We start from the raw sequence: 25,414 nt of genomic DNA on the forward strand, positions 1-25,414 counted from the left end.
AGCGTTGGGTTGTATGTGCCAAAGAATACGCAATCTGAGGCAACATATAGCTCAGATATTACCTGGACACTATCTGTTAATCCACAGTCAGGGAACTAATTAGGACCATGATTGTTAAGTGGTTATCAAAGTTTCAATATATGTGGTCTTTATTGGTTGTTTTATTTGTTTTGTCAGTATTTCCGGTTATTGCGCAAGCTGATACATCAACAACCGGTTCGGGGATATCTTTCACTGTTAAAACAAATTTGCCAGATAATCAGATTGATAAGAACAATGAATTTTATCAATTGAAAATGTTACCAGGACAAAAACAAACAGTTACTGCAACAGTATATAATGTCACTCAAAAGGCAACCACAGTGAATATTAATGTTCAAACGGCATCGACAACGATGAACGGAACAGTTGATTATTCTAAATCATTGACAAATTGGGATACATCATTGCAACACAAATTAAGTGATTTTATTTCTTACCCAAAAAGTATCACTATACCAGCAGGCAAGTCACAGAATATTTCTTTTGTGATTTCAATGCCAAAAGATGCTTATCAAGGGATTTTATTAGGTGGTATTACATTTAATCAAGCAAACAGTGATAAATCAGAATCATCAAGTGATAATGCTAACATTAAAAATAAATATGCTTATGCTGTGGCTATGATGTTGAAAGAATCTGATGAACAAGTAAAACCTAATATTAATTTAAAGTCAATAAAAGCAGGCCAAAATAATGGTCATAATGCGATTAACATTAATTTACAAAATGACCAATCGTTATTAATGTCAAATGTTAAGATGGATGCTAAAATATACTCTGAAAAGGGTAAAAAACCAGTATATACTGCTATCAAATCTGATATGCAGATTGCACCTAATAGTCAGTTCAAGTATCCTGTATCGTTGCAAGGTACACAGATGGCGCCTGGAAAGTATCGATTAGAGTTAGCAGTGACGGGTACAGCTTATAAAGATCCAAAAACTTGGCACTTTACAAAGCAATTTACAATAAAACGTCAAGAAGCTGCGAATTTTAATCAATCAGATGTTAATGTTTCTGCTAATACAAATGGGCACATGAACCTCATTACAATTATTATTGTAGTTATACTGATTGTTGTTGCTATTATATTATTTATATTGTTTATTCTAAAGCGTAAACAGTCAAATTCAAAAGATAGTAGTTCAACGTAAGTTCATATATTAACTATGTTTAGATGATTGAATTGTGTGTAAATTTATTTAAAAGCAAAAGAGATTTTGCTTTTTTTTTAAAATTACAAAGTGCTTGTAGGTGCAGATAGTAAATAAAATAGTGAGATCAAAGCAATTATTTTAGCAATATTTTACAAGTATAATTGAACGCAATGAGAAGGGGCGGTATTGTATGGCTCATAAGAGAAGGATTATGATTGTGGTAGCCTCTATGATATTTTTAAGTGGCACAATCTATTTTCAGTGTACAGATAACAAGCCTCAAACGTATACACGTTCAGGATTGCCCAGTCAGTATGAAATAAAACCTTTAGCTAACGAATCATCATCTAGTACCTCTGATGCTGACACAATGAGTAACAGTAACAGTAACAGTAACAGTAACAGTAACAGTAACAGTAACAGTAACAGTAACAGTAACAGTAACAGTAACAGTAGTAGTAGTTTGACAACCAGTGCCGCTGTCAGTTCAAATGAACCAAGTGCAAAAATTACTACTAGAGCTACGGCTGTTGACTCGGGGTTACCTGATGCGGGTAGTTGGGCACAAAACTTATCAATCAATCCGACTGGTATATTTGGAATTGCTGCAAATTTTAATGTTTTTGCTAATCAGATTATTACTTCGGGTGGGATAAAAGGTAGTTTTGCGACTCAAAGTTTATCCAATACTAATAGCTGGAATGGCGCTATTGGAGATAATATGCGACCTTCATATATTCAATCTGAATTTAAGGGCAGTGCGCCAAATAGTAATATTCCAAACAATGGCAATAAGTTAATATTTGGCAACAAGTTTAGTTATAACAACGGTCTCAACCAACTAACAAATGGGACAGACACATTAATGATATCAATTGATGGGTTGTCTCGTGAAACCAATGCACAAGTAAATTTTAATAATGAGTTCAATCGTTTAAAAGAAAATTCAAAAATAATTTCTGAAATTGCACAAGAAAACAACCCAATAATTACAAATGCGGGTAACTGGAATCAAAATGTTGACCTTGCTAATTTGAAACCGGTTAATGGTGTGTTGTACGTCAATTTTAAGAGTTTGATTGACCTGAAAGCCTTCTTCAATTCAACATCATCGAATATGCCGGCGGATGTAAAAACGGTTGTAGCTAATTTAAATGCAACAACAGATGTGAATATCGAGTCTCAGAACCAAAATACAACTTTGTCAGATAAAAAAGTTATGATTAATTTCTATGACAATAACAATAATAAACAATTTGATAAGAAAATTAGTGCTTCATATATAAATTATAATTTAGGGATGGTGTTTGCTCCTGCAGCAGTCGTTGATCTACCTGGTTATAAGGGAAGTATAGTGGCTGGTGTGGTTAATTACACGCCATGGAACCAGGATCCGCTCAATAATTTTTCAGATATTGATGTGCCATCAAGCAATGACGACAATACACCCAAGGAAACATTAGTTGTCCCAAAAACAATTAACTTTGGAGCAGTACCTATCAATTCTACTAACACGCTGACCAAAGATTGGACAGCCGATGAACAAACAGGTATGGTTGTTGCCGGGCCCAAAGACAGTAGCATGAAGATTGGGTTAACAGTATCTAATCAAAAATTGAATGGTGCTGTATTGGATGCACAACAGGCACTAACTTGGAACTTGATATACACAGATCCAATGAATCTAGCAAATAATAAAACGACAGATATCAGCCGATCCGTAGGAGAAATTAATTACTGGCGTTGGAGTGGTAATACAGAACCGGCGTGGTATCCGTTTAAAGATTGGTCTTGGAACAAATCACATCAAAGTAATCCATACTATGAATTTCAAATTGCTAATTTAAGGAATGTTCCGCAGGTGGGGCAATACACAGCAGACATGACATGGACGATAAAAGATACACCATAGTGAGGAAACAACTATGAAAAACCTCTTCGTTAAATATTTTTTAGTTATACTTTCCCTTTTTGTGATATTAATCATTTTACAGCCCACAGTTGATGCTGCTGAAATGCCATTTACAGTTAATACAAACATTCCTGATAACCAAATTGACAAAAACAAAACTTTTTTTAATTTAAAAGTAGCGCCTAAACAACAACAACGACTCACAGTTAAGTTGACCAACACGACATCAAAGCCTATTACTATAAACGTTGGGGTTAATAGTGCCAAAACAAATTTTAATGGTGTGGTTGAATATGGTAAAACAACGATACAAGCTGACAAATCATTAAAATACCCTGTCACCGACTTAGTAAAGTATCCCAGTAGCGTCAGTGTTCCTGCCAATGGCACAACCGACGTCCCTTTTGATGTGACAATGCCTAAGGAAAAGTATAGTGGTATTATTTTAGGTGGGATTGTTTTTCAACAAAAAGAAAGCGAAGTGACAAGTAGTGCTACAACTAAAGGCACTAGTGTTCAAAACCACTATGCTTATGCCGTGGCACTTAGTTTGAAAGAAACAGATGATCAAGTGACTCCTAACTTAAATTTATTAACAGTTAAGCCTAGTCAGAATAATGGCCGCAATGTTATTAATGCTAACATTCAAAATGATCAAGCGATTCTGCTATCAAAGGTTAAGGTAGACGCTAAAATATATGCTAAGGGTGGTAAATCATCGGTATATTCATCGTTGACTAATGATATGCAAATGGCACCAAATAGTAATTTCAAGTATCCAGTTGCATTAAAAGGTACAGAGATGAAGCCGGGCAGTTATACTTTGAAATTAGCTGTTACTGGTACTGCTTACGATAAGCCAAAAACGTGGCATTTTACCAGAGACTTCAAAATAAAATCAACAGAAGCCAAAACGCTTAATCAATCTGATGTTGATTTGAAAGCAAATACGAACAATAACAATTGGGGCTATATTCTCATAGGTGTCTTGTTGCTATTGGTTATTATATTATTAATAATTATTTTAATTAAACAAAATAAAAAATTTAAGAAATAGATTATTTTAAAAGGTTCGATGCCACATTTATGTGTGGCCATCGAACCTTTTAATGTTACACCAACTAAATGACTGGTGTTATCAATCAAGAAAACATCTTTTTTGTTGCTCTAAGTAACGTTTTAATATCATGATCATATTTAGGCGTTTTAATCAATTTGCTCATAGGGACACCAGCAAAATGATAGGCTGCAATTTCACCCGAACGAACAGCACTTTGTTCTGTAAATACCATTTGATAGGGTTGTTCAACAAATTCTCCAGTAAAAGCTAAATTAGTAGAATGATCTGGAATGACTTCTGGGCGATCTATTTTAGCACGATTATTAAACAATGCTGAGGCATAAGGCATATAGACGGGAATATTATTGACGACACTGTCTAAAATTTCTGTTTCGCGCTCTTTAATATTTATTGGCCCAGGGTCGACCTGAGATAGGTGTGAAATTAATTCTAACACCATCTCTTTCCCAGTTAGCTCTAAGTAAGGTTTTTCAAAAAGCGAGCTGTCTCTTCTAGGGTACAAGAAGTATCCCCAAATAACTGTTTCGTTTGGTTGTTGACTCGTAAAATGAGGTTGGTGATGAACGACAATTGACATATCGACGTCAATTTGTCCTAATGGCGTTATTGGTGTGGTAGATAAGAACGAATTTAGTGCATTACCAGGTAGTTGTGTTGTGATACGTGTAATTTCGTTTAATAATAAATGATTTTTGGTTGTCAGCGTAAAGCTAACCCATTCACTTGCATCACGATCTGCGAAAAATTTATCAGGATTTCCAAGGTTATAGAAATGTTTTGTTGCTTGCTGCCACAAACTTGAAGCTGCACCATAATCCATGTTTTCTGGCGCAGGTGTGTTGTAATCACCAAGCGTTGCTGAATCTGTAATAGATCCGTTTGTAAATAAAACGCCAGTATCATTATCAATTGATATGTGTTCTGTTTCATTTGTGATTGTATTAATCATTTTTAAACCAGTTACGGTAATCTCGTCCGTCATCGCCGTTTCTTTAAATTCGAATGCGATGACGCGACGATCTAAAATGATTTGGCAACCTTGTGCTTTTAAATAATTAATCAAAGGCAGCATGATACTTTCATATTGGTTATAACGTGTACGATTAACACCAACCAAATGTTCGATTTGTGAAAATTCATAGATCATTTGGTGCATATAGCGGCGCAGTTCTTGTGCTGAACTTTTTGTGCGAAAAGCAAAAGTTGTTTCCCACATAAACCAAAAATTTGTTTCGAAAAAGTGAGGATCATTTTCAAAATATTGTGCAATAGTTAAATTGTCTAGTTTTGTCTCATCTTCATCAGGCATTAAGATTAGTTGGGTTAATAATTGCCGGTCCAAACGATTGAAACCTAATTTACTGGCATTGAGAATACCATGACCAGATTGCAAAAGACGCGCTTTATCAAATGTTGGATGTTTAGCATCAAAATCACGTGTATCTTCTGCAGCCGTCATACCAGGTTCAGTCGTTGAGGGGATACGATCGAGTAAATCCATCAAGTCAACATAGGTCCGATAATTTAGCATACGGCCGCCACGGGCAACATAACCTTCTTTGTTTTCCAATGGGTGATTTTGATTCCAGTAATCGTCAGTGGCAGAATCAGTTGTATCACCATCATTAGAGCCATGCTGGTCAAGCGAATAAAAAGTGATATCTTTCCCTGACCAATGGCCCTCTTGAATTAAATAGACAGCAGCGGCCATATTAGCGATACCAGCACCGATCATTATAGCTTTCTTTTTACGCATTAGAAATCTCCTATTCATAAAATAGTTCTGAGTTCACAAGTTAAAAATGCCATGATATTAACTTTCAAATTTTTTATAATCCTCTGAATCATCACACTTAAAAAGCGACAATTTATGTGCCAAATAGCCACCGATGATGACTAGTGAACCAGAAACCAACAATAGTGTACCTAAAGATTTATTCATGAATTCAAACCGCCTTTCAAAAGCAAGTATTGGATGTTTGATCGCAATTGATCAAGCTCTCTTAACACTTATTATAACGCTTTCATGACACAATAACTGATTTGCGCTTTCAATAAATAATGCAGATAACAGCGTGCTTTTAACGTGAAAACAAGCTGACTAATTGATACATACCCGTCGTAAATATGATAAGCTAGAGATGTAATATTAATGATATTGTCGCTGTTTCAATGAGTTGACTGAGACAAAGCTGACCTAAACGAAATGGAGGAAGCGTACGTAGTTAAGTACGCAGTATAATAAAGTATGAAAATAGCAATTGCAGGATTTGGTGCACTTGGTTCACGATTAGGTGTCAAGCTACAAACAGCTGGGCATGAAGTGACTGGTATTGATGGTTGGCCAGCGCATATTGCCGCAATCAATACGACTGGTTTAACAGTTGTGCACGATGATTTACCACCAAAAAAATACTTTGTACCAGTTGTAACGCCAACAGAAATTACCGGCGAATTTGATTTAATTATTTTATTGACAAAGACGCCCCAATTAGACCGCATGTTGACAGATATTGCCCCAATTATTACGAAAAAAACACAACTATTAGTTTTATCTAATGGTTTGGGTAACATTGAGGTGATTGAAAAGCATGTCGCTCGCAATCAAATTTTAGCTGGCGTGACACTTTGGACCTCAACGCTTGTTAAACCTGGTGAAATACATACAACAGGTAGCGGTTCGGTTAAGTTACAAGCGATTGGAAACGCTGATGCGGCTCCTGTAGCTGCTGCCTTAAATGAGGCTGGCTTAAACGTTGAAATCACGCAAGATGTGTTAACTGCTATTTGGCATAAAGCAGGCATTAATTCAGTTTTGAACCCCTTATCCGTATTATTAAATGCTAACATTGCTGAATTTGGTACAGCAGGCAATGGTATGGATTTGGCGCTGCAAATACTTGACGAAATTCAAAAAGTTGGTGCAACACAAGGTGTTAAGGTTGATATCACTGGGATTATGAATGATTTAACTAACCTCTTAAAGCCAGAAAATGCGGGCAACCATTATCCATCTATGTATCAAGATATTCAAAATGGTAAGCGTACTGAAATTGATTTTTTGAATGGCTTTTTTGCTAAAATTGGTCGTCAAGAACAGATTGCTACACCATTTAATAGCTTAGTGACAGCGCTTGTTCATGCTAAGGAAGATATTGAACGTGTGAAAGTGGCTAAAAAACAAGAAACCTTTGAAATTTGATTTAGATTATAGTATGATGTGAGAAACGACATGTTTCTTTTTTTATTTACAAAATATAATTCAGTGGAGGATAAATATGACACAAGAATTTGAGTCTGCAATTTTTGCCGGTGGTTGCTTCTGGTGCATGGTACAGCCATTTGATTCATTACCAGGAATTGAAAAAGTGCGATCGGGTTATACCGGTGGACATACTGTTAATCCAACATATGAAGAAGTTTGCTCACATACGACTGGTCACACTGAAGCTGTTAAAATAGTGTTTGATCCACAAAAGATAACATATGATGAATTGGTGTCGATTTATTGGGAACAAACTGATCCGACAGATGCTATGGGTCAATTCCAAGATCGTGGCGACAGTTATCGACCAGTTATTTTTGTAGCAAATGATGAGCAACGTGACATTGCTGAAAAGTCAAGAACAGCACTTGCTGCTTCTGGTCGATTTGATAAACCTATTTTAACTACAATTGAAGATGCAAAACCTTTTTATGAAGCCGAGGAATATCATCAAGACTTTTACAAAAAAGATCCCTCGCGTGAAGCCCTAGAAATGGCACAGCGTTTAGCATTTCAACAACAAAATTGGCATAAAAATTAAACAGCGAAGGCTGTTTTTTATTTTGTATTTGGATTGTGTCCGTCATTATAGGCTGTTATATGGTAAAATGAATAGGTTATAGATGAGGGACAAACATCTAATTGATTAGGAGAATACGTTGCATTTGAAGTGTTACTTTTTGTCAAATGCAACGATCAAAATACCATGCAACTTGAATTCCTAGGAACTGGCTCAGGCCAACCATCAAAATTTAGAAATGTGACTAGTATTGCGCTGCGTTTACTTGATGAACGTAATGCGGTCTGGCTTTTTGATGTCGGTGAAGCGACACAACATCAAATCTTAAAAACAACAATACGACCACGTAAAGTTGAAAAAATATTTATATCACATTTACATGGTGACCATATTTTTGGATTACCAGGTTTTTTGAGCTCACGTTCTTTTCAAGGCGCTGATAAAAATGAACCACTCACTATTTATGGCCCTAAAGGCGTGAAAGAGTTTGTTCAGACGGCTTTACGTGTTTCAGAAACACGCTTATCATATCCTGTGGTTTATGCCGAAATTGCTGAAGGCGTTATTTTTGAAGATAAAACATTTCGTGTGATTGCTGCAAAGATGCGACACCGTATTGAAACTTGGGGATATCGTGTTGAAGAAAAAGATCATCCAGGTGAATTGCTTGTCGCTAAATTGCGTCAAGAAGGCGTGCCATCAGGACCAATATTTGGCCAGTTAAAAGCTGGTAAAAAAGTGACCTTATCAGATGGTCGTATACTAGATGGTCGTGATTACATTGGCGCAGCACAAAAAGGACGCGTTGTGACTTTCATTTTAGATACACGACCTAATGATAATATTGGCATACTTGCACACCATGCAGACGTACTTGTACACGAGAGTACCTATGGTGCTGGAGAAGAGGAAGCAAAACTAGCTAAATCACATGCCCATTCGACGAGTGTCAATGCTGCTATGACAGCGCACAATGCACAAGTTGATAAATTGGTGTTGACTCATTTATCAGCAAGATATATTGGCCCAATGGTCAAAACATTAATTACTGATGTCCGTCGTATTTTTCCAAATACAACTGTTGCCAGAGATTTTGATGTGATCGATATTCCGTTTAAAAAAGAGGTGTAAGGCCGATCTTACACATTAAAGAAGGTTACAATGAGTCAAAATAAGTGGCAAATATTACCACAGCCAGCAGAAAAAACAGTACGTCAACTCACAACAAAATTAAATATTGACTCATTGACAGCAACCGTTGTTGCCCAAAAAGGATATACAACACCAGAAGCTGCTTTTCAATATCTGCAACCAAATATTAATCAATTACATGATCCAATGCTATTACATGACATGGATAAAGCATTTGAACGATTGACCGAAGCCGCCTTTGGTGGTGAAAAAATAGTTGTTTATGGTGATTATGATTTAGATGGTATGACAAGTACTGCAGTTATGGTTGAGGCACTAGAAGTTTTAGGCGCTGATGTGACCTCTTATATACCTGATCGTTTTCACGACGGGTACGGCCCAAATATTGATGTTTACAAACGTTTAATAGCAGAAGGCGTGCAAATTATTGTCACGGTTGATAATGGTGTTAGTGGTCATGAAGCAGTTGACTACGCGATGAATCAAGGCGTTGATGTTATTATTACTGATCATCATGAATTGCCACCAACGCTACCCAATGCTTATGCGGTTGTTCACCCTAGACACCCAGACGGTCATTATCCATTCGATGATTTGTCTGGTGTTGGTGTTGCCTTTAAAGTTGCACAAGCACTGTTAACAGATGGCCAATCGATTACAGATAAAAGTGACCTGCCAACAGAAATGTTAGATTTGGTCGCTTTGGGCGAGATTGCCGATATGGTGTCATTGACTGACGAAAATCGTACCTTAGTATCATGGGGACTAAAACAAATAAACGATAATCCACGTCCAGGATTAGTCGCCTTACTTAAAAATGCTGGCCAAATAGCGAATCAACCAGTTATTTCAGAAACGGTGTCTTTCAAAATTGCACCACGTTTGAACGCTGTTGGTCGTTTAGGGGATGCGCGATTAGCCCTTGAGTTATTATTAAGTCAAGATTCTGATGAAGCCAGTGAAATAGCATCACAAGTTGAGGCTATTAACGCCCAACGTCAAGAAATTGTAGAAGAAGTATTTAGTGCTGCCAAACAAATAGCATTATCAGATAAACACGCTAATGATCAAGTGCTCGTTGTTGCGGGTGAAAACTGGCATCAAGGCATTTTGGGTATTGTAGCAAGCCGATTGGTTGAGTTATTGCACAAACCAGTGATTGTATTAAGCTTGATAGAGGGGATCTACAAAGGTTCTGGCCGTACTTACAATCAGTTTGATTTATATACATTGATGGGCCAATATCGTGCGCTTTATGATACGTTTGGTGGTCATGCAAGTGCACTAGGGTTGGCAATATCTCCAGAAAACTTGTCAACATTACGTCAACAATTAACCACGTTACCAGCGCTTAACGTGCCTGAAATGTCAGTAGCTGTTAATATGATGTTACCAGTATCTCAAATGGCAATATCGGTTTACGATGGCTTAACATTATTAGAACCTTTTGGGACAGGCAATACACAACCAACTTTTGGTGTACAAGAACCCAAAATTGAAAAGGCTGTCACGATGGGGTCAACTAAGCAACATCTTAAGTTAACACTCACTAATCAAATTGAAGCAGTTGGCTTTAATCATCCTGATTGGGCAACGATTGTTGCCCATCCAACGCATATATCCTTTGTTGCAACGATGGGGCTGAATTATTTTCGTGGTCAAAAAAAGTTACAATTATTGCTGACAGACGTTTCTATGCCAGCGGTGATTGAAAATGATGCCCATAAAAAATTTTTTGGTCAGGTTTATAAATTTATTTATGCGCATCAGGACTTGAATTTTGCACAAAATTTGGATAAAATAGCAAAGCAACTAAATATTACTAAAAATGATCTTAATATTATGGTACAGGTTTTTATTGAATTAGGTTTCGTACAAGTGATTGATGGTGGTTTTGTAAAAATTATTCCCAATGCACCACAAAAGGCATTGACAACGTCAAAAACTTATCATAAGTTTTTGGCAAACCGTTAATGATTAAACAGAAAGCATGAGTGCTAGAACGCGCTAACGAGTTTATCAGCGTTGCGCAGCACTCTGAGAGAAAAAATGACAGTAGATTTACATAATTATGTTGCAACAGTTGAGAATTTTCCAGAAGATGGTGTAAGTTTTCGTGATTTATCACCGTTGATGGGAGACGGCGTAGCGTATAAGCAAACGATTGATGCAATTGCTGATTTTGCTAAAGACTTAAAGATTGATTTAATTGCCGGTCCTGAATCACGTGGTTTTATCGTCGGGTCACCATTAGCCTACGCCTTGAATATTGGCTTTGTACCGGCACGTAAGGGTGGTAAATTACCACGTGCAGCTGTGAGTGCGTCTTATTCCCTGGAATATGGTGGTGAAAATGTACTTGAAATCCATAAGGATGCTATCAAGCCTGGACAACGTGTACTTATTGTCGATGATTTGTTAGCTACTGGTGGTACAATCAATGCTACGCGTGAAATCATCGCCGAACTCGGTGGTGTTGTTGCAGGGGTTGCTTTTATTATTGAATTAAAAGATTTACAAGGTCGTGAAAAAATCATGCGCGCTGGAGATGTCCCATTTCTGTCATTAATGACCTATTAAAAATAAAATGAAAAAGGCCCCAAAGTTGTTAGATTGTGTCTGACAACTTTGAAGCCTTTTTTATCACTCATTTGACTATAAAAATTTGGTCATGTATAGAATCAAATTGATGATGATATTGATTTAAATTTTTTGAGAGGGTGAGGTCAGCAATTTGCCAAAATGTGCTTGAATTAGTGGCTTGATTTTTTTCACCAATAACAATGAAATCACCCGTGAAATGTTGCTCACGTAGTGCTTTTAAAATAGTGGCATCGCTGGTATCTGTATCTGGCGCCCAACTCATAATAACAACATCAAACGGTAAAGTTTTGACTGCCGTTAGTCCTGACATTTTAGTTACTTTGGTCCAAGGTTTTGGCATTTGTATGTCTTGCCCTTGCCATGTAAAATTATCGGTTGCGGTAATATCATCACCGAGTTCGCGTAAGGCATAGGTTATAATTGCGTTGCCACACATGATTTCAAGTACTTTGCGACCCGCAATGAAACGATGTAAATCTGTTATCCAACTCTGATTAGGTAAATACCAAAATTGGTAATCAGTGTTTGTCGAAATTCAGAAAGCAAGTCATCAACTGGCATCAGTCGTAAGTCTTTTAAAATCTGTGACTCACTAAAGGAAAGTGATGGCAATGGTGTCAAAGGAAGCTGTTTTTGTTTAAGGGCACGTAATGTTGACAACGCGGCGATTATCTTTTGATAAGCAATCGTTTGATTCTGAAATGCCGTCGCATAATGGGTTAATTTGCTAATCATTATTTGTGATTGCACGTTGACCTCCACGACATAAATAGGTCACATATAATTTAATAAGCATAAGACTTTAAATTTTGTAATAACGTGTCTGTATTAACTGTTGGTGTCAAATGTGGGGCAAAGGCAAGTACTAACTCATTGACAGAAAAATCAGTCAATACTTGTGTTTCAATGTCTTTTGAAAATGTCAATGCAATAGTGGCACATTTTTTTTGCATGATTTTTTCTGCACATTTTTGATCTTTAATAATAGCAGAAATGGCTTCTTCATTAGCGCGATTAGTTAAAAAATCAGCGTGATTGATCCCGCTTTTATCAAGAATTTGGTTAACTAGTGAGGCAGTATAATGTTTCTGATTAATGAGCAATTCGTGCTGTAGTTGAACTAAAAAATAACGTGCTTTTTTATTACCTTCAAGTTGCGCTGCTTTAAAATCTAAAATAACATTAAAAAGAATTTCGGAGGTATCAGAAATACGATCGTTCATTGAGAGACTTAGCGTATGATTTTTGAATTTTTGGATGATAGTCGTGTTGATGAGTGGGACAAAATGTAAATGTGTGCGCTCTGCAATGTCACTGGTGATGTTTGTTAAACATTGTTCAGTTGTTAGGCAATGTGTTGAAAGTGGGTTTGAAAAATGATAAATATCAATCATGATTGATCTCCGTTAAGTTTGTTTGCTATAGATTTTTAATATCCAAATTGTAATTCTACCCGTAAAATAATGACTTGTCGACTGATATGCTCAAAACAACACCAATTATGTGTTAAAATTAAGCGTATGAGATTAAATCGTTATGCGCACGTTGTTTATAATGGTTTAAAAATATTGTGTTATTGAACATTAATACACACATGTTTAATACTGTAGCATGGCAAAGACTATGTTGCAATTATGTCTAGAAAGAGGTGTCGGCATGGATTGGGATAGATTTTTCGTTCCGTACCAGCAGACGGTAACAGAATTAAAAATTAAATTACGCGGGTTACGTGATCAATTCGAAAAAGATGGTAAAAATTCACCTATCGAATTTGTTACAGGTCGTGTGAAAACGCAAGAATCAATTGAAGAAAAAATTGTACGTCGCCATTTGGATGAAACACGATTGTCCCTAGATTTGCAAGATATTGCTGGCGTACGTATTATGACAAAATATGTCGAAGACGTATATACAGTCGTCGAATTATTGCGCGATAGAACAGATTTTCAAATATTAGAAGAACGCGATTATGTGACTAACGCTAAACCATCAGGGTATCGCTCATATCATATTGTTATTGAATACCCTGTTCAAATGTACAGTGGGGAACGTAAAGTGCTTGCCGAAATTCAAGTGCGCACAATTGCCATGAATGTTTGGGCGACAATTGAACATGACTTACGCTATAAACATGGGGATAATTTACCAGCGCCAATGGTTGAACAGTTGACAATTTTAGCAGACGAGAATTTTGAATGGGATCAAAGAGTCAGTGAGATTCGGGCAGCAGAATGAAAATAGCAATTTTTAATAATAATGCTGCAAGTTCAGAAGCAATTACAAAAAAATTGACGTTGGCCTTGAAAAAAAATAATATTATCATTGATAACAAGGAACCAGACATCGTTGTCACTGTTGGTGGCGATGGTACGCTTTTGGGTGCGTTTCAACATTATGTTGATCAAATTGATCATATTCGATTTGTTGGCTTGCATACAGGGCACCTTGGGTTTTATACAGACTGGTTAAGTACAGAACTCGATGAACTGGTCAACAGTCTCGTTAATGATAACAGTCAGAGCGTGAGTTATCCATTATTGGATATGACCGTTGTTTATGACAGTGGTGAACACTATCATTTCTTGGCTTTGAATGAAGCTGCTATCAAGCAACCAACTGGTACATTGGTTGCTGATATTTATTTAGGTGACCAAATGTTTGAACGCTTTCGTGGTGATGGCATTTCTGTCGCCACACCAACAGGATCCACTGCCTATAATAAGGCAAATGGTGGCGCAGTACTACATCCTAACTTATCGGCTATACAAATGTCTGAAATTGCTTCGATTAACAATCGTGTGTTTCGGACTTTAGGATCACCGTTGATAGTGCCACAGGGTCAAGAAATCATTATGAAACCTAAAAGTGATCATTTTCTGGTTATGTATGATCAAAGTGATATCAAAGTTAAAAGTATTACAGAATTGCGCTTTCGTGTAGCCGATAAACAAGTGCATTTTGCAGCGTATCGGCATGTTGATTTTTGGCAGCGTGTACATCGTGCATTTATTAGCGATATTGAATGACATACTCGGATGTTCTTAATACTATCCGTTTTAAAATAATGAAGGGAAGCGTTTGATAGTTTATCGTTAAACGCACGACATAGTAATGCAATTTACATGGACATATTCTGGCAGTGAACAGCGTAAGGTACGCACGTTTTTACAAGCACATGGCGTCTCACATCGCATGTTTAGTCAAATGAAACATAATGGTGGCGCTATTTTAAAAAATGATAAGCAAGTGTATACGTCTGACTATTTAGATGATGGCGATCAAGTGACGATTATTATGCCAACAGAGAAAAGTAATGATCTGGTTGCGGCAGATTACAAACCTTTGACTATTATTTTTGAAAATGAACATTGGTTAGTTGTTGATAAGCCCTACGGTATCACAACAGTACCTGGGCATGCCGACAGATTGCATACACTAGTTAATCAGGTAAAAGGTCACTTAGAAGAGATAGACGCTGAGGATCTAGTGCCTCATGTTGTGACACGGTTAGATCGCGATACATCTGGTATTGTATTGTTAGCCAAGCATCGTTTTGCTCACGCGGTGATGGATCAACAGTTGCAAGAACATACGGTTGAAAAGTTTTATGTGGCTTACGTTAGTGGTATTTTATCAGAAGATCATGGCGATATTCATGCACCGATTGGGCGTGTCGATGATGATTTTATTAAACGCGAAGTACGAGATGATGGTAAACCATCTCGTACAGAGTATTGGGTTGAACGCCGCTATGATGAAGGTGGTGTACAACCGATGACACGTGTTAAAGTCCAACTACATACTGGTCGGACACATCAAATTCGAGTTCATTTTCAAAACTTAGGGCATCCATTGGTTGGCGATAATTTGTATGGCGGACCACGATGGTACGGCTTAAAACGTCAGGCTTTACATGCTTATCATATGAAATTTTATGATCCCTTTATTGAAACATATCGAGAATTTAACACCACATTACCAGAAGATTTAAAGGGCTTACATGATTTGACCTAAGTGATGAGCTAGTTTTATATCTTAGACAAATAAACAAGCACCAGATTTGTACAGGAATTAAGATGTCAAAACAGTGAGGGTAATTATGGCAGATCAAAATGAACAACGCTATCAAACCATCCAATTTTTATCTGATTTACTGCATTCAGGTCAAGACGCTGAATTTATTGAAAGTTTTGAATCATTACACGATTTTGAAATGGCACAGGTTTATGCTGATTTACCAGAACAATTTCGATCAGTTGCATGGCGCTTGTTATCTATTGATATTTTAGCACGTGTGTTTGACAATTTAGACAGTGATGAGGCAGATATTGTCAGGTTGTTGCAAGAATTGCCACCACAACGTGGTGTACTTGTTTTACAGGAAATGTACGCCGATAATGAGGCTGATCTATTACAGGAAATGCCAGCAAGAGTTGTTGCGACATATCTGAGTTTAATGTCAAAATCCGAAGCTGATACTGTTCGTAAATTAATTGATTATGATGAACAAACAGCTGGATCCTTAATGTCTACTGAATATTTGGCAGTAGAAGAGGATTTGCATGTGGATGAAGTGATGCGCTTAGTTAAAAAGCAAGCGTTAGAAGCAGAATCTATTAGTTATGTTTATGTATTGGATTTTCAAAAGCAGTTGGCTGGTGTTATTTCATTGCGTGATTTATTAACGCATCCAGATAATTTAGCCGTTTCTGAAATTACAAATGATCGTATTATTAGTGTTAAAGCAGGTGATGATCAAGAAGATGTTGCTCAAATTGTGGCTGACTATAATTTTCTCTCAATTCCTGTAACAGATGATGACAATCGTTTGTTAGGTGTCATTACTGTTGATGATATTGTCGATGTTATTGATGAAGAGGCTGTTGAAGACTATTCTGGTTTGGCTGCCGTTAACGTCAGTCAAATCAATGATACGCCATGGCATTCTGCGATTAAGCGAATACCATGGTTAATTGCCTTACTCGTGCTTGGCATGGCAACAGCCACGTTGATTAGCTCATACGATGGACTAGTGAAACAGGCTTCAATTTTAGCTGCCTTTATTTCGCTCATTACTGGAACTGCTGGAAATGCAGGTACACAAGCACTTGCTTTGGCGGTGCGGCGTATTGCGGTTGGTAGTGAAAATAGCGGTTGGAAAAACTTTGTCAGTGAAATTGTTGCTGGCATCATTGTCGGCATAGCCACTGGGTTATCTGTTTTTGTTATTGTGGCAATATGGAAACAAAATAGTATACTGGGCTTTGCAGTCGGAATTGCAATGGCCATGGCTATTATAGTAGCCAATTTAGCTGGTTATTTAATTCCGGTGTTAATTGATAAAATGGGATTTGATCCAGCTGTTGCCAGTGGGCCATTTATTACAACATTATCGGATTTAACTTCTGTTTTGATTTATTTTAATGTCGCACAGTTGTTTATTTCCCATTTTGTTGGCAGTTAGCATTTTAATCAGAAATTAATTTTTGTTGTGTTAAAATAAATGATAAAACTATTATAGGAGTGAATGAATATGCCAACACGTGAGCAAATGCGATCGGCTAATAAGGGGAAACAAAATAGGCCTAAAAAACGGCACAGAATTCGTAATACAATTTTGCTGCTGGTTGGCTTGTTAGTATTAATTGGTTTAGGTACGGGTGGTTATGCCTACTACAATATGAACCGAACAATTACAAAAATACAAAATCCATCGCAAACGACCAAAAAAGCTGATAAAATAACAGCCAATAAGCAACCCGTATCTTATTTATTATTAGGGACAGATACTGGTGAATTGGGCCGTGACTATAAAGGCCGTACAGATACGATGATTGTTATGACAGTTAATCCAACAACTAAGGTAACCACGATGACATCTATTGCACGTGATACATTAGTTACTGTCAATGGACAACAAATGAAAATTAACGCGGCTTTTGCTTATGGCAACGCTGATTCAGCTATGGAAGCAGTTGAAAATCTATTAAATATTAAGATTAACGGCGGTTATATTTTAGTTAATATGGGTGGTTTGGTTAAAATGGTTGATGCTGTTGGTGGCGTTGATGTTACCTCACCATTGACCTTCACAACAGAAGGGGATGATACGCAGGCAGATTCTAAAAACCAGTATTCATTTACAGCCAATCAAACATATCATATGGATGGTAATGAAGCACTAGCCTTTTCACGTATGCGACATGAAGATCCAAATGGTGATTATGGTCGTCAAATGCGTCAACAGCTTATTCTTCGAGGCGTACTGAAAAATTCAGCAAGTGTAGGTAGTCTGTTTAATGATTCATTATTAAATACGTTATCAAATAATGTTCAAACAGATGTATCAACATCTTCGATGAAGAACTTAGCATTAAGCTACCGCGCAGCACTTGGAAATATTAAACAAGATCAGATGCGTGGTACAACACAAAGTATGGGGGCATTGGGATCAGTAGAAGTCATGAGTCAAACAGAAATTGATCGTGTCCATGACGCTATTTCAGAACAACTATCAGAATAATAAAAAGTAATTATAAACCCGATAACTTGGACAAAATAAAGTGTTCAGAAAGTTATCAGGTTTTTTATTTGCAAAAATATACAAAAAAATAAGGCATATACATTATTTATATGTATATAGTCAGTAAAGTGTTGAATAAATAAACAAAAGGCGTTAATATAAATACATAGCATAAATACGGAGGACAGAAAAATGACAGAAAAATTAGTATTAGCATATTCAGGCGGTTTAGATACATCGGTGGCCATTCCTTGGTTGAAAAGCAAAGGTTATGAAATTATAGCTGTTGTTTTGAATGTTGGTCAGCATGGCAAAGATATGGACATGATCCAAGCAAAAGCACTTCAAGTTGGTGCAAGCCAATCGATTGTGATTGATGCCCAAGCTGAGTTTGCTGATCAATATGTGGCACCTGTCATCAAAGCTAACATGTTGTATGAAGGTGAGTATCCAATGGTTTCTGCCTTATCACGACCTTTGATTATCAAAAAGCTCGTTGATATTGCCCATGAAAATGATGCTGTCGCCATTGCCCACGGCTCAACTGGTCATGGTAATGACCAAGTCCGTTTTGAAGCAGCTATCCATGCTTTAGACCCTGATATGAAGATTGAAGCACCTATTCGTGAGTTCCAGTGGTCTCGTGAAGAAGAAATTGCGTATGCTGCTGAACATAATGTACCCGTACCCGTTGGTTTGGAATCACCTTATTCAATTGATGAAAATCTTTGGGGCCGTGCCAATGAAGCTGGCATCTTAGAAAATCCTTGGAATCAAGCACCAGAAGGGGCTTATGCTTTAACAACACCAATTGAAAAAACACCAAATGAAGCTGAGTTTATCGATGTGACATTTGCTGCTGGTGTACCAGTTGCACTTGATGGCGTTGAAATGCCGTTAGCTGATTTGATTATCAAATTAAATGAACTTGCTGGCGCACATGGTATTGGCCGAATTGACCATATTGAAAATCGTTTAGTAGGGATTAAGTCACGTGAAATCTATGAAGCACCTGCTGCAGCTGTATTGATGACAGCGCATAAGGATCTAGAAGATTTGACATTAGAACGTGATGTTGCCCACTTTAAGCCAATGATCGAGCAACAATTAGCCAATTTGGTGTACGAAGCTAAATGGGTATCACCATTGTTTGATGGATTGATGGCATTTATTGATGAAACACAAAAGAATGTTAATGGTGTTGTTAAAATGAAAATGTTCAAGGGCAATGCGATTGCGGTTGCACGTCAATCAGAGCACAATTCATTGTATGATGAAGATTTGGCTACTTATACAAGTGCTTCATCATTTGACCAAGAAGCAGCGGTTGGCTTTATTAAGTTGTGGACATTAAGCAATACTGTTTATGAACAAGTGAACCATGTTCATTCAGTAGATAAGAAAAATAAAATTAAGTAAATACATGGCGTTTTTCGCCGTACATAAGGGAGAATATTATGGCAACAACAAAATTGTGGGGTGGCCGTTTCACTGCTAAAGCAGCCGAATGGGTAGATGAGTTTGGGGCGTCAATTCATTTTGATCAACAAATGGCAGCAGAAGATCTTGAAGGATCAATTGCCCATGCTAAAATGTTAGGACAGCAAAATATTATTGCTCCTCATGAGTCAGAACAAATTGTTGCTGGTTTAAAAGCCTTACAACAAGATTTAAGTGCTGGTAAGTTAATATTTGATGTTAAAAACGAAGATATTCATATGAATATGGAATCTTTGTTAACTGAAAAAATTGGTGCGGTTGCTGGAAAACTGCATACGGCGCGTTCACGAAATGATCAGGTTGCGACTGACTTTCATTTATGGGTTAAACATCGTTTGCCACACGTACTTGACGCAGTAAATGAGTTACAACAAGAATTACTGACATTAGCAAATACGCACGCAGGGACGATTATATCTGGCTATACGCATTTGCAACATGCACAACCGATAACGTATGGTCATTATTTATTAGCTTACTTTGACATGTTCCAAAGAGATTATGAGCGTTTTGAATTTAATCAGCTACACACTGATATTTTACCTTTAGGGGCAGCAGCCCTTGCGGGAACAACTTTCCCGATTGACCGTGAATTTGTGGCATCTGAATTAGGGTTCGGCGATATTTATCATAATTCACTAGATGCCGTTTCAGATCGTGATTTTGCGTTAGAGTTTTTGTCAAATGCAGCAATTTTGATGATGCATTTATCACGAATGGCTGAGGAATTAATTCTTTGGTCGACATATGAATTTAATTATATTGAACTGTCAGACGATTTTTCAACAGGTTCATCAATTATGCCTCAAAAGAAAAATGCTGATTTTGCAGAACTCGTTCGTGGTAAAACAGGACGAACTTACGGTGCTTTAATGGCGTTATTGACCACGATGAAATCATTACCACTGGCATATAATAAAGACATGCAAGAAGACAAAGAACAAGTTTTTGATGTAATGGACACAGTTATTGCATCAATCAAAATATTCACCGGTATGTTAAGCGGCTTAAAAGTTCATGAAGAACGCATGCTAGCCTCTACACAAGATGATTTTTCTAATGCGACAGAATTAGCTGATTATTTAGCCACAAAGGGTGTACCTTTTCGTGAAGCACATGCCATTGTTGGTCAGCTTGTATTACAAGGGTTGCAAACACATACGCCGTTACAAAAGACACCACTGGCTACTTTACAAGCAGCAGCACCGCAAATTGAAGCTGATATTTATCACGTGTTAGAATCAGAAACAGCGGTTAATCGACGTACGTCGATTGGCGGTACAGCAGTTGAAAATGTTAAAAAAGAAATTGCACGACATGAAAAAAATTTGGAGGCACGTTAATGAATTCACATTTTCAAGGAAAATCATTTTTGAAGGAAAGTGATTTTACAAAAAAAGAATTAGAAACGTTGATTGATTTGTCGGCGCACTTTAAATATCTAAAGCAACAGAATATAGAGCATCACTATCTTCAAGGTAAAAATATTGCGTTACTGTTTGAAAAGTCATCAACAAGAACGCGTTCAAGCTTTACCGTGGCCGCTAATGATTTAGGTGCCCATGCTGAGTTTTTAGGTAAAAACGATATTCAATTTGGCAAAAAAGAATCATTAGAAGACACTGCAAAAGTATTTGGCCGCATGTATGATGGTATTGAATATCGTGGTTTTTCACAGGATGTGGTTGAAGGATTAGCAAAATATTCTGGTGTGCCAGTTTGGAATGGCCTAACAGATGACTGGCATCCAACACAAATGTTGGCCGATTTTCTAACAATTAAAGAACAATTTAAGCGATTAGAAGGTGTGACGCTGGCTTATATGGGAGACGGTCGAAATAATGTGGCCAATTCTTTGCTAGTTACTGGTGCTATTTTAGGTGTTAATATACATATCGTTGCGCCTAAGAGTTTACAACCAACAGCAGAAATTCAGTCATTGGCAGCACAAAAAGCAGCCGTGTCTGGTGCAAATATTATGGTGACTGATGAGGTTGCTAAAGGTGTTGCTGGGGTTGATGTACTTTATACAGATGTCTGGGCTTCCATGGGTGAAGAGGAAACATTTGAAGAACGTATTAAACTGTTGACACCGTATCAAATTAACGCGCAATTGGTAGCCATGACTCATAATGATGACGTTATTGTGCTGCATGATTTACCAGCGTTTCATGATTTAAATACCACGATGTCACAGGAAATATATGACAAATTTGGTATTTCAGAGATGGAAATTACAGACGATGTATTTCATGCATCTTATGCACATCAATTTGAACAAGCGGAAAATCGATTACATACGATTAAAGCAGTTATGGCAGCAACATTAGGTAATATGTTTATACCAGAAGCGTGAATAAAAAAGTTGACCTGTGTGTAAAGGTCAACTTTTTTTATACAATAATTAATTTTAGATGGCGCATTTTTATAGTGATAACGAGTTACTTTTGATGTCTATTGACAGCAATGAACAAAACAAGTGACACGATAATCAAAACAGTTAAACCGCCAATACCTTGCTTGGAACCTATAATCATACCATTTGCTGGACTTTTATGCATGGCAGTCGTGATTACTTGAGCGACAACAGCTGTTGCCGTTGCACCAACAAATTGTTGTGTCGTGTTTAAAATACTATTACCATCAGCTGTTTCATTTGCAGGTAATGTTGCTAACGTGACAGTCATCAAGTTAGCATATGATAAACCAATACCAACCATCAATAACATGTGGCCTAACATTAACGTCCAAAAATTAAGACTAGGAAAGTAAAGAAACATGAAAGATAGCGCAACTGTTGAGATAATGAGCCCTGATAATATGGGACGATATTGCCCAATTTTATCCAGTAATGAACCAGATATAGGTGCCAAAACTGCACTAATAAGAGCACCTGGAAACATAAATGCACCCGCCGCCGCTGCACTTACGTGTAAATTTAGTTGTAAATAGTTTGGTAAAATAAACGATAAGCCTAACAAAATGGCCTGATAGGCTAAAAAGCCATACATATAAAAATTGAAACGACTATTTTGAAATAGTGTTAGTTGCAATAGTTTGTTTTTTTGGTTAACGATATAAAAAATAATGAGTGAGAAAATACCAACTATTGCCATTAACAGTGACATTTTTTCAATTGATAATAGTACAAAACTTAAACCAAGAGCCAAGAAAATAAATGTTTTGAAAGGGAATTTTTCTGTCCGATGCACTTTTTCTGATGGTATGCTAATTAGTCCAATAACTAAAGAAATAATAATTAAAATAATTAAAAACCAAAATATTGATCGCCAACCCAATGTGTTCAGTAAAACACCGCCATATGTTGGTCCAACTGCTGGCGCAAGTGATGTAATCATGCTGCCAACGCCCATCATCATGCCACGACTTTTAATGGGTGATTTGGTTAAAATAATATGAAACATTAACGGTAAGGCAATACCTGTACCAATACCTTGAAGTATACGACCAACCAATAATAGTGTTAGCGAAGGAGAAAAGCTGTCCAAAACTGTACCAAATAGAAACAAAAAATTTGATAAAATGAACAATTCTTTGGTTGAAAAATTGCGAATTAAAAATGCTGAAATTGGTACAATGATGGCAATTGCTAGTAAATAACCGGTAGTAACCCATTGCACACCATTGGCATTCGTACCGAATTCCGACATTAACTTAGGAAAGGTGACGTTCATTGAGGTTTCAATTAAAACACCACTAAAGCTTAGAATACCCGCTGCAATAACGGCTGGAATAACGCGCCAATTTTTTGATGTCATTATGATTTTCTCCTTAAATAAATAAAAAGAGGTGTGACATTATCAAAAAATGATAATGTCACGCCTCTTTTGTCGGCCCGAATTTAATCCGCGCTATCTGTACGAAACAACTTAGATAAATGTAACAGAAACTTAGCTAGTTTGTCAATAGGGTAATGTGAGTAATGTGTTATTTAATTTTTAGACGAGCAACTAAACTGGCATCTGGTGTCACATACATGGTTTGTTGTCCTTCAAAAATGACAAAACCAGGTTTTGAACCATTTGGCTTACGCAGTTTGCCGGCTGGCAAATAATCAACTGGAATATTTGCTGAGTCACGTGCTTTACTGAAGTAAGCAGCTAGTTTTGCGGCTTCGACTAGTGTTTCATCTGACGGATTTGCTGAGTGAATAATAACATGGGAACCAGGTATTTTTTGAACATGGAGCCAAATATCACGGCGATCAGCTTGTTTTAGAGATAGGCGTTCATTCTGTAGATTATTCTTACCAACTTCAATCAGTGTACCATCGGAACTTTCAAATTTATCTGGTTTTGAGACTTTAGGTTTCTGTTTGTTCTTTTTATTAGCACGAATGTAACCACCGTTGGTTAATTCTAAGCGGATATCTTCAACGTCTTTTGGAGAAGCGACATCAAGTTGTGCGACAATGTTATTAAAATAATCAATTTCAGCATCTGTTAAGGCCATTTGTTCGTTCACATAGGCCACAGCTGTTCGTAATTTACGATATTTAGTGAAATATTTTTCAGCGTTCTTCAAGCCGTTTAATTTAGGATCTAATGTGATTTTAAGTAAACGATTGTTATCATAGTAATTTTCAATTTCAATTGATGTCATGCCTTTTTGAACGAGATGAGGGTATGTAATCAATAAATCACCCATAACTTTAAGATCATCAGCGTTTGTTGCATCATCGAGTGTTCCTAATAATTTTTTGCGTTTTGAGTTATTTTTCTTGAGTTCATTTTTGACAACACGAACTAATGAACCAGCTTGTTGGTTGACGCGTTCACGTTCTGCTTTACCAATATAGTAAGCATCTAGCATATCACCAAGGGTATGAAAGTGTTCACTAGTCACATAATCTTGCAACCAATCAAAAGCAGCATAACTGAGTGTCCCTTTTTCGGCAGTGAAGAGTGTTGGCTTTAAATCGTTAAAGCGCGCTAACCAATTTTTAGCGTGTGCTAAATGATCACCATCTTGATTAATGGTGTGAGCCAAAACCTGAGCAGAATCACGACCGAATCCTTGATACGTGGATTGAATAAATTTGGCCCAGTCGTCAAAAGGGGTATCTAAAATCATAGATGCTAGCGCTTCTAAGGCACCAGCAGTGAACGGATTTTTGAGATTTTGTGCTGGCGGTAACACGTATGTCGCACCAGGCATCAATGAACGGACACGGTTTTGATCGGCTGGTACGTGCTTAATAAGTTCTAGAATACGAGAGTCAGTCTCGCGAATTAAAAATAAATTAGAGTGACGGCCCATCATCTCAAGTGTTAAACGGATTTCTTGAATATCTCCTAATTCATTACGTGCGTTGACATAGAAGTTGATGATGCGGTCGTTTTCCACTTGTTCAATTTTTTGTAGTTTAGCGCCTTCTAAATAGCGTCGCAAAAACATGACAAAATTAGGTGCAGTTTGTGGATTTTCATAGGGGATGTGTGTGATTTGTGTCCGTGCATAAGTGGGATGAGCGCTCAAAAGAACAGGATAGTTAACACTGTTATTACGGACAACTAGGACAACTTCGTTTGGATAAGGTTGGTGCACTTTTGTGATACGTCCACCAACGATTAGTTCATTAAGTTCATGCACCAGGGCATGTGTGAAAAGGCCATCTAATGGCATATTATAGTACCT

At 37.1% G+C, this 25,414-nt stretch carries 22 protein-coding genes and 1 pseudogene; 17 read left to right on the forward strand and 6 right to left on the reverse strand.

From position 1 onward, the window contains the following. Nucleotides 1-9: 9 nt before the first annotated feature. The 4 genes from K5Q14_RS09910 to K5Q14_RS00655 all read left to right on the forward strand — a co-directional run bounded on the left by K5Q14_RS09910 (nt 10) and on the right by K5Q14_RS00655 (nt 4,168). The gene (locus K5Q14_RS09910) at nt 10-99 is read left to right on the forward strand and encodes a hypothetical protein (RefSeq protein ID WP_373306149.1); all 90 of its coding nucleotides are present in this window, start codon (nt 10-12) and stop codon (nt 97-99) included. Nucleotides 100-107: 8 nt separating this feature from the next. Next, nucleotides 108-1,196 (forward strand): WxLIP family cell surface protein, encoded by a 1,089-nt coding sequence (locus K5Q14_RS00645; protein ID WP_220733903.1) that lies wholly within the window; start codon nt 108-110, stop codon nt 1,194-1,196. Between the two features lie 193 nt (nt 1,197-1,389). After that, nucleotides 1,390-3,111: a hypothetical protein gene (locus K5Q14_RS00650; protein ID WP_220733904.1), complete on the forward strand. Its 1,722-nt coding sequence runs from the start codon at nt 1,390-1,392 to the stop codon at nt 3,109-3,111. 13 nt (nt 3,112-3,124) lie between these two features. After that, on the forward strand, nt 3,125-4,168 hold the full coding sequence (locus K5Q14_RS00655; RefSeq protein ID WP_220733905.1) for a WxLIP family cell surface protein: 1,044 nt from the start codon (nt 3,125-3,127) through the stop codon (nt 4,166-4,168). An 85-nt stretch (nt 4,169-4,253) separates the two neighbouring features. Here the strand turns inward: K5Q14_RS00655 and K5Q14_RS00660 are convergent, their stop codons facing one another. Beyond that, nucleotides 4,254-5,948: an oleate hydratase gene (locus K5Q14_RS00660; RefSeq protein WP_220733906.1), complete on the reverse strand. Its 1,695-nt coding sequence runs from the start codon at nt 5,946-5,948 to the stop codon at nt 4,254-4,256. A gap of 57 nt (nt 5,949-6,005) precedes the next feature. Continuing rightward, the gene (locus K5Q14_RS09870; RefSeq protein ID WP_281419669.1) at nt 6,006-6,134 is read right to left on the reverse strand and encodes a hypothetical protein; all 129 of its coding nucleotides are present in this window, start codon (nt 6,132-6,134) and stop codon (nt 6,006-6,008) included. Nucleotides 6,135-6,440: 306 nt separating this feature from the next. On the opposite strand from K5Q14_RS09870, the gene K5Q14_RS00665 reads away from it, so the two are divergent. The 5 genes from K5Q14_RS00665 (at nt 6,441) to K5Q14_RS00685 (ending at nt 11,709) form a co-directional block, all read left to right on the forward strand. Continuing rightward, a complete protein-coding gene (locus tag K5Q14_RS00665; protein ID WP_220733907.1) occupies nt 6,441-7,394 on the forward strand; it encodes a ketopantoate reductase family protein in 954 nt (317 codons plus the stop codon). 76 nt (nt 7,395-7,470) lie between these two features. After that, nucleotides 7,471-7,998, forward strand: coding sequence for a peptide-methionine (S)-S-oxide reductase MsrA (gene msrA, locus K5Q14_RS00670; protein ID WP_220733908.1), 528 nt, complete (start codon nt 7,471-7,473; stop codon nt 7,996-7,998). 165 nt (nt 7,999-8,163) lie between these two features. Further along, on the forward strand, nt 8,164-9,108 hold the full coding sequence (gene rnz / locus K5Q14_RS00675; protein WP_220733909.1) for a ribonuclease Z: 945 nt from the start codon (nt 8,164-8,166) through the stop codon (nt 9,106-9,108). A 30-nt stretch (nt 9,109-9,138) separates the two neighbouring features. Continuing rightward, complete coding sequence (recJ, locus tag K5Q14_RS00680; protein WP_220733910.1) at nt 9,139-11,103, forward strand: single-stranded-DNA-specific exonuclease RecJ; 1,965 nt, start codon at nt 9,139-9,141, stop codon at nt 11,101-11,103. Nucleotides 11,104-11,178: 75 nt separating this feature from the next. Beyond that, nucleotides 11,179-11,709 (forward strand): adenine phosphoribosyltransferase, encoded by a 531-nt coding sequence (locus tag K5Q14_RS00685; protein WP_220733911.1) that lies wholly within the window; start codon nt 11,179-11,181, stop codon nt 11,707-11,709. Nucleotides 11,710-11,776: 67 nt separating this feature from the next. Here K5Q14_RS00685 and K5Q14_RS09915 read toward each other — a convergent pair. Together K5Q14_RS09915 and K5Q14_RS00695 are read right to left on the reverse strand one after the other, a co-directional pair. Then, nucleotides 11,777-12,483 (reverse strand): annotated as a pseudogene (locus K5Q14_RS09915) (SAM-dependent methyltransferase). A gap of 35 nt (nt 12,484-12,518) precedes the next feature. Then, nucleotides 12,519-13,127, reverse strand: coding sequence for a DsbA family protein (locus K5Q14_RS00695; RefSeq protein ID WP_220733912.1), 609 nt, complete (start codon nt 13,125-13,127; stop codon nt 12,519-12,521). 262 nt (nt 13,128-13,389) lie between these two features. Here K5Q14_RS00695 and K5Q14_RS00700 point away from each other — a divergent pair, with 262 nt between their 5' ends. The 8 genes from K5Q14_RS00700 (at nt 13,390) to argF (ending at nt 22,112) form a co-directional block, all read left to right on the forward strand. Continuing rightward, complete coding sequence (locus K5Q14_RS00700) at nt 13,390-13,968, forward strand: GTP pyrophosphokinase (protein WP_220733913.1); 579 nt, start codon at nt 13,390-13,392, stop codon at nt 13,966-13,968. Then, entirely contained in the window at nt 13,965-14,759 is a 795-nt protein-coding gene (locus K5Q14_RS00705) for an NAD kinase (RefSeq protein ID WP_220733914.1), read from the forward strand. The genes K5Q14_RS00700 and K5Q14_RS00705 overlap by 4 nt, the downstream gene beginning before the upstream one ends. 85 nt (nt 14,760-14,844) lie before the next feature. Further along, nucleotides 14,845-15,747, forward strand: a complete 903-nt coding sequence (locus tag K5Q14_RS00710; RefSeq protein ID WP_220733915.1) for an RluA family pseudouridine synthase — start codon at nt 14,845-14,847, stop codon at nt 15,745-15,747. 85 nt (nt 15,748-15,832) lie between these two features. Beyond that, entirely contained in the window at nt 15,833-17,197 is a 1,365-nt protein-coding gene (gene mgtE, locus K5Q14_RS00715; RefSeq protein WP_220733916.1) for a magnesium transporter, read from the forward strand. A gap of 69 nt (nt 17,198-17,266) precedes the next feature. Further along, nucleotides 17,267-18,256 carry an LCP family protein gene (locus K5Q14_RS00720; protein ID WP_220733917.1) on the forward strand — a complete coding sequence of 330 codons (990 nt, stop codon included), beginning with the start codon at nt 17,267-17,269 and terminating at the stop codon, nt 18,254-18,256. 192 nt (nt 18,257-18,448) lie between these two features. Further along, nucleotides 18,449-19,675 carry an argininosuccinate synthase gene (locus K5Q14_RS00725; RefSeq protein ID WP_220733918.1) on the forward strand — a complete coding sequence of 409 codons (1,227 nt, stop codon included), beginning with the start codon at nt 18,449-18,451 and terminating at the stop codon, nt 19,673-19,675. A 38-nt stretch (nt 19,676-19,713) separates the two neighbouring features. After that, on the forward strand, nt 19,714-21,099 hold the full coding sequence (gene argH, locus K5Q14_RS00730; protein ID WP_220733919.1) for an argininosuccinate lyase: 1,386 nt from the start codon (nt 19,714-19,716) through the stop codon (nt 21,097-21,099). Next, entirely contained in the window at nt 21,099-22,112 is a 1,014-nt protein-coding gene (gene argF, locus K5Q14_RS00735; protein WP_220733920.1) for an ornithine carbamoyltransferase, read from the forward strand. Before argH ends, argF begins: the two co-directional genes overlap by 1 nt. Nucleotides 22,113-22,197: 85 nt before the next feature. Here the strand turns inward: argF and K5Q14_RS00740 are convergent, their stop codons facing one another. Then, on the reverse strand, nt 22,198-23,535 hold the full coding sequence (locus K5Q14_RS00740; RefSeq protein ID WP_220733921.1) for a DHA2 family efflux MFS transporter permease subunit: 1,338 nt from the start codon (nt 23,533-23,535) through the stop codon (nt 22,198-22,200). A gap of 169 nt (nt 23,536-23,704) precedes the next feature. Next, nucleotides 23,705-25,402 carry an NFACT RNA binding domain-containing protein gene (locus K5Q14_RS00745; protein WP_220733922.1) on the reverse strand — a complete coding sequence of 566 codons (1,698 nt, stop codon included), beginning with the start codon at nt 25,400-25,402 and terminating at the stop codon, nt 23,705-23,707. Between the last annotated feature and the right edge of the window lie 12 nt (nt 25,403-25,414).

Origin of the sequence: Leuconostoc inhae, assembly GCF_019656015.1 — a bacterium.
In the GTDB taxonomy this organism is placed as follows: domain Bacteria; phylum Bacillota; class Bacilli; order Lactobacillales; family Lactobacillaceae; genus Leuconostoc; species Leuconostoc inhae_A.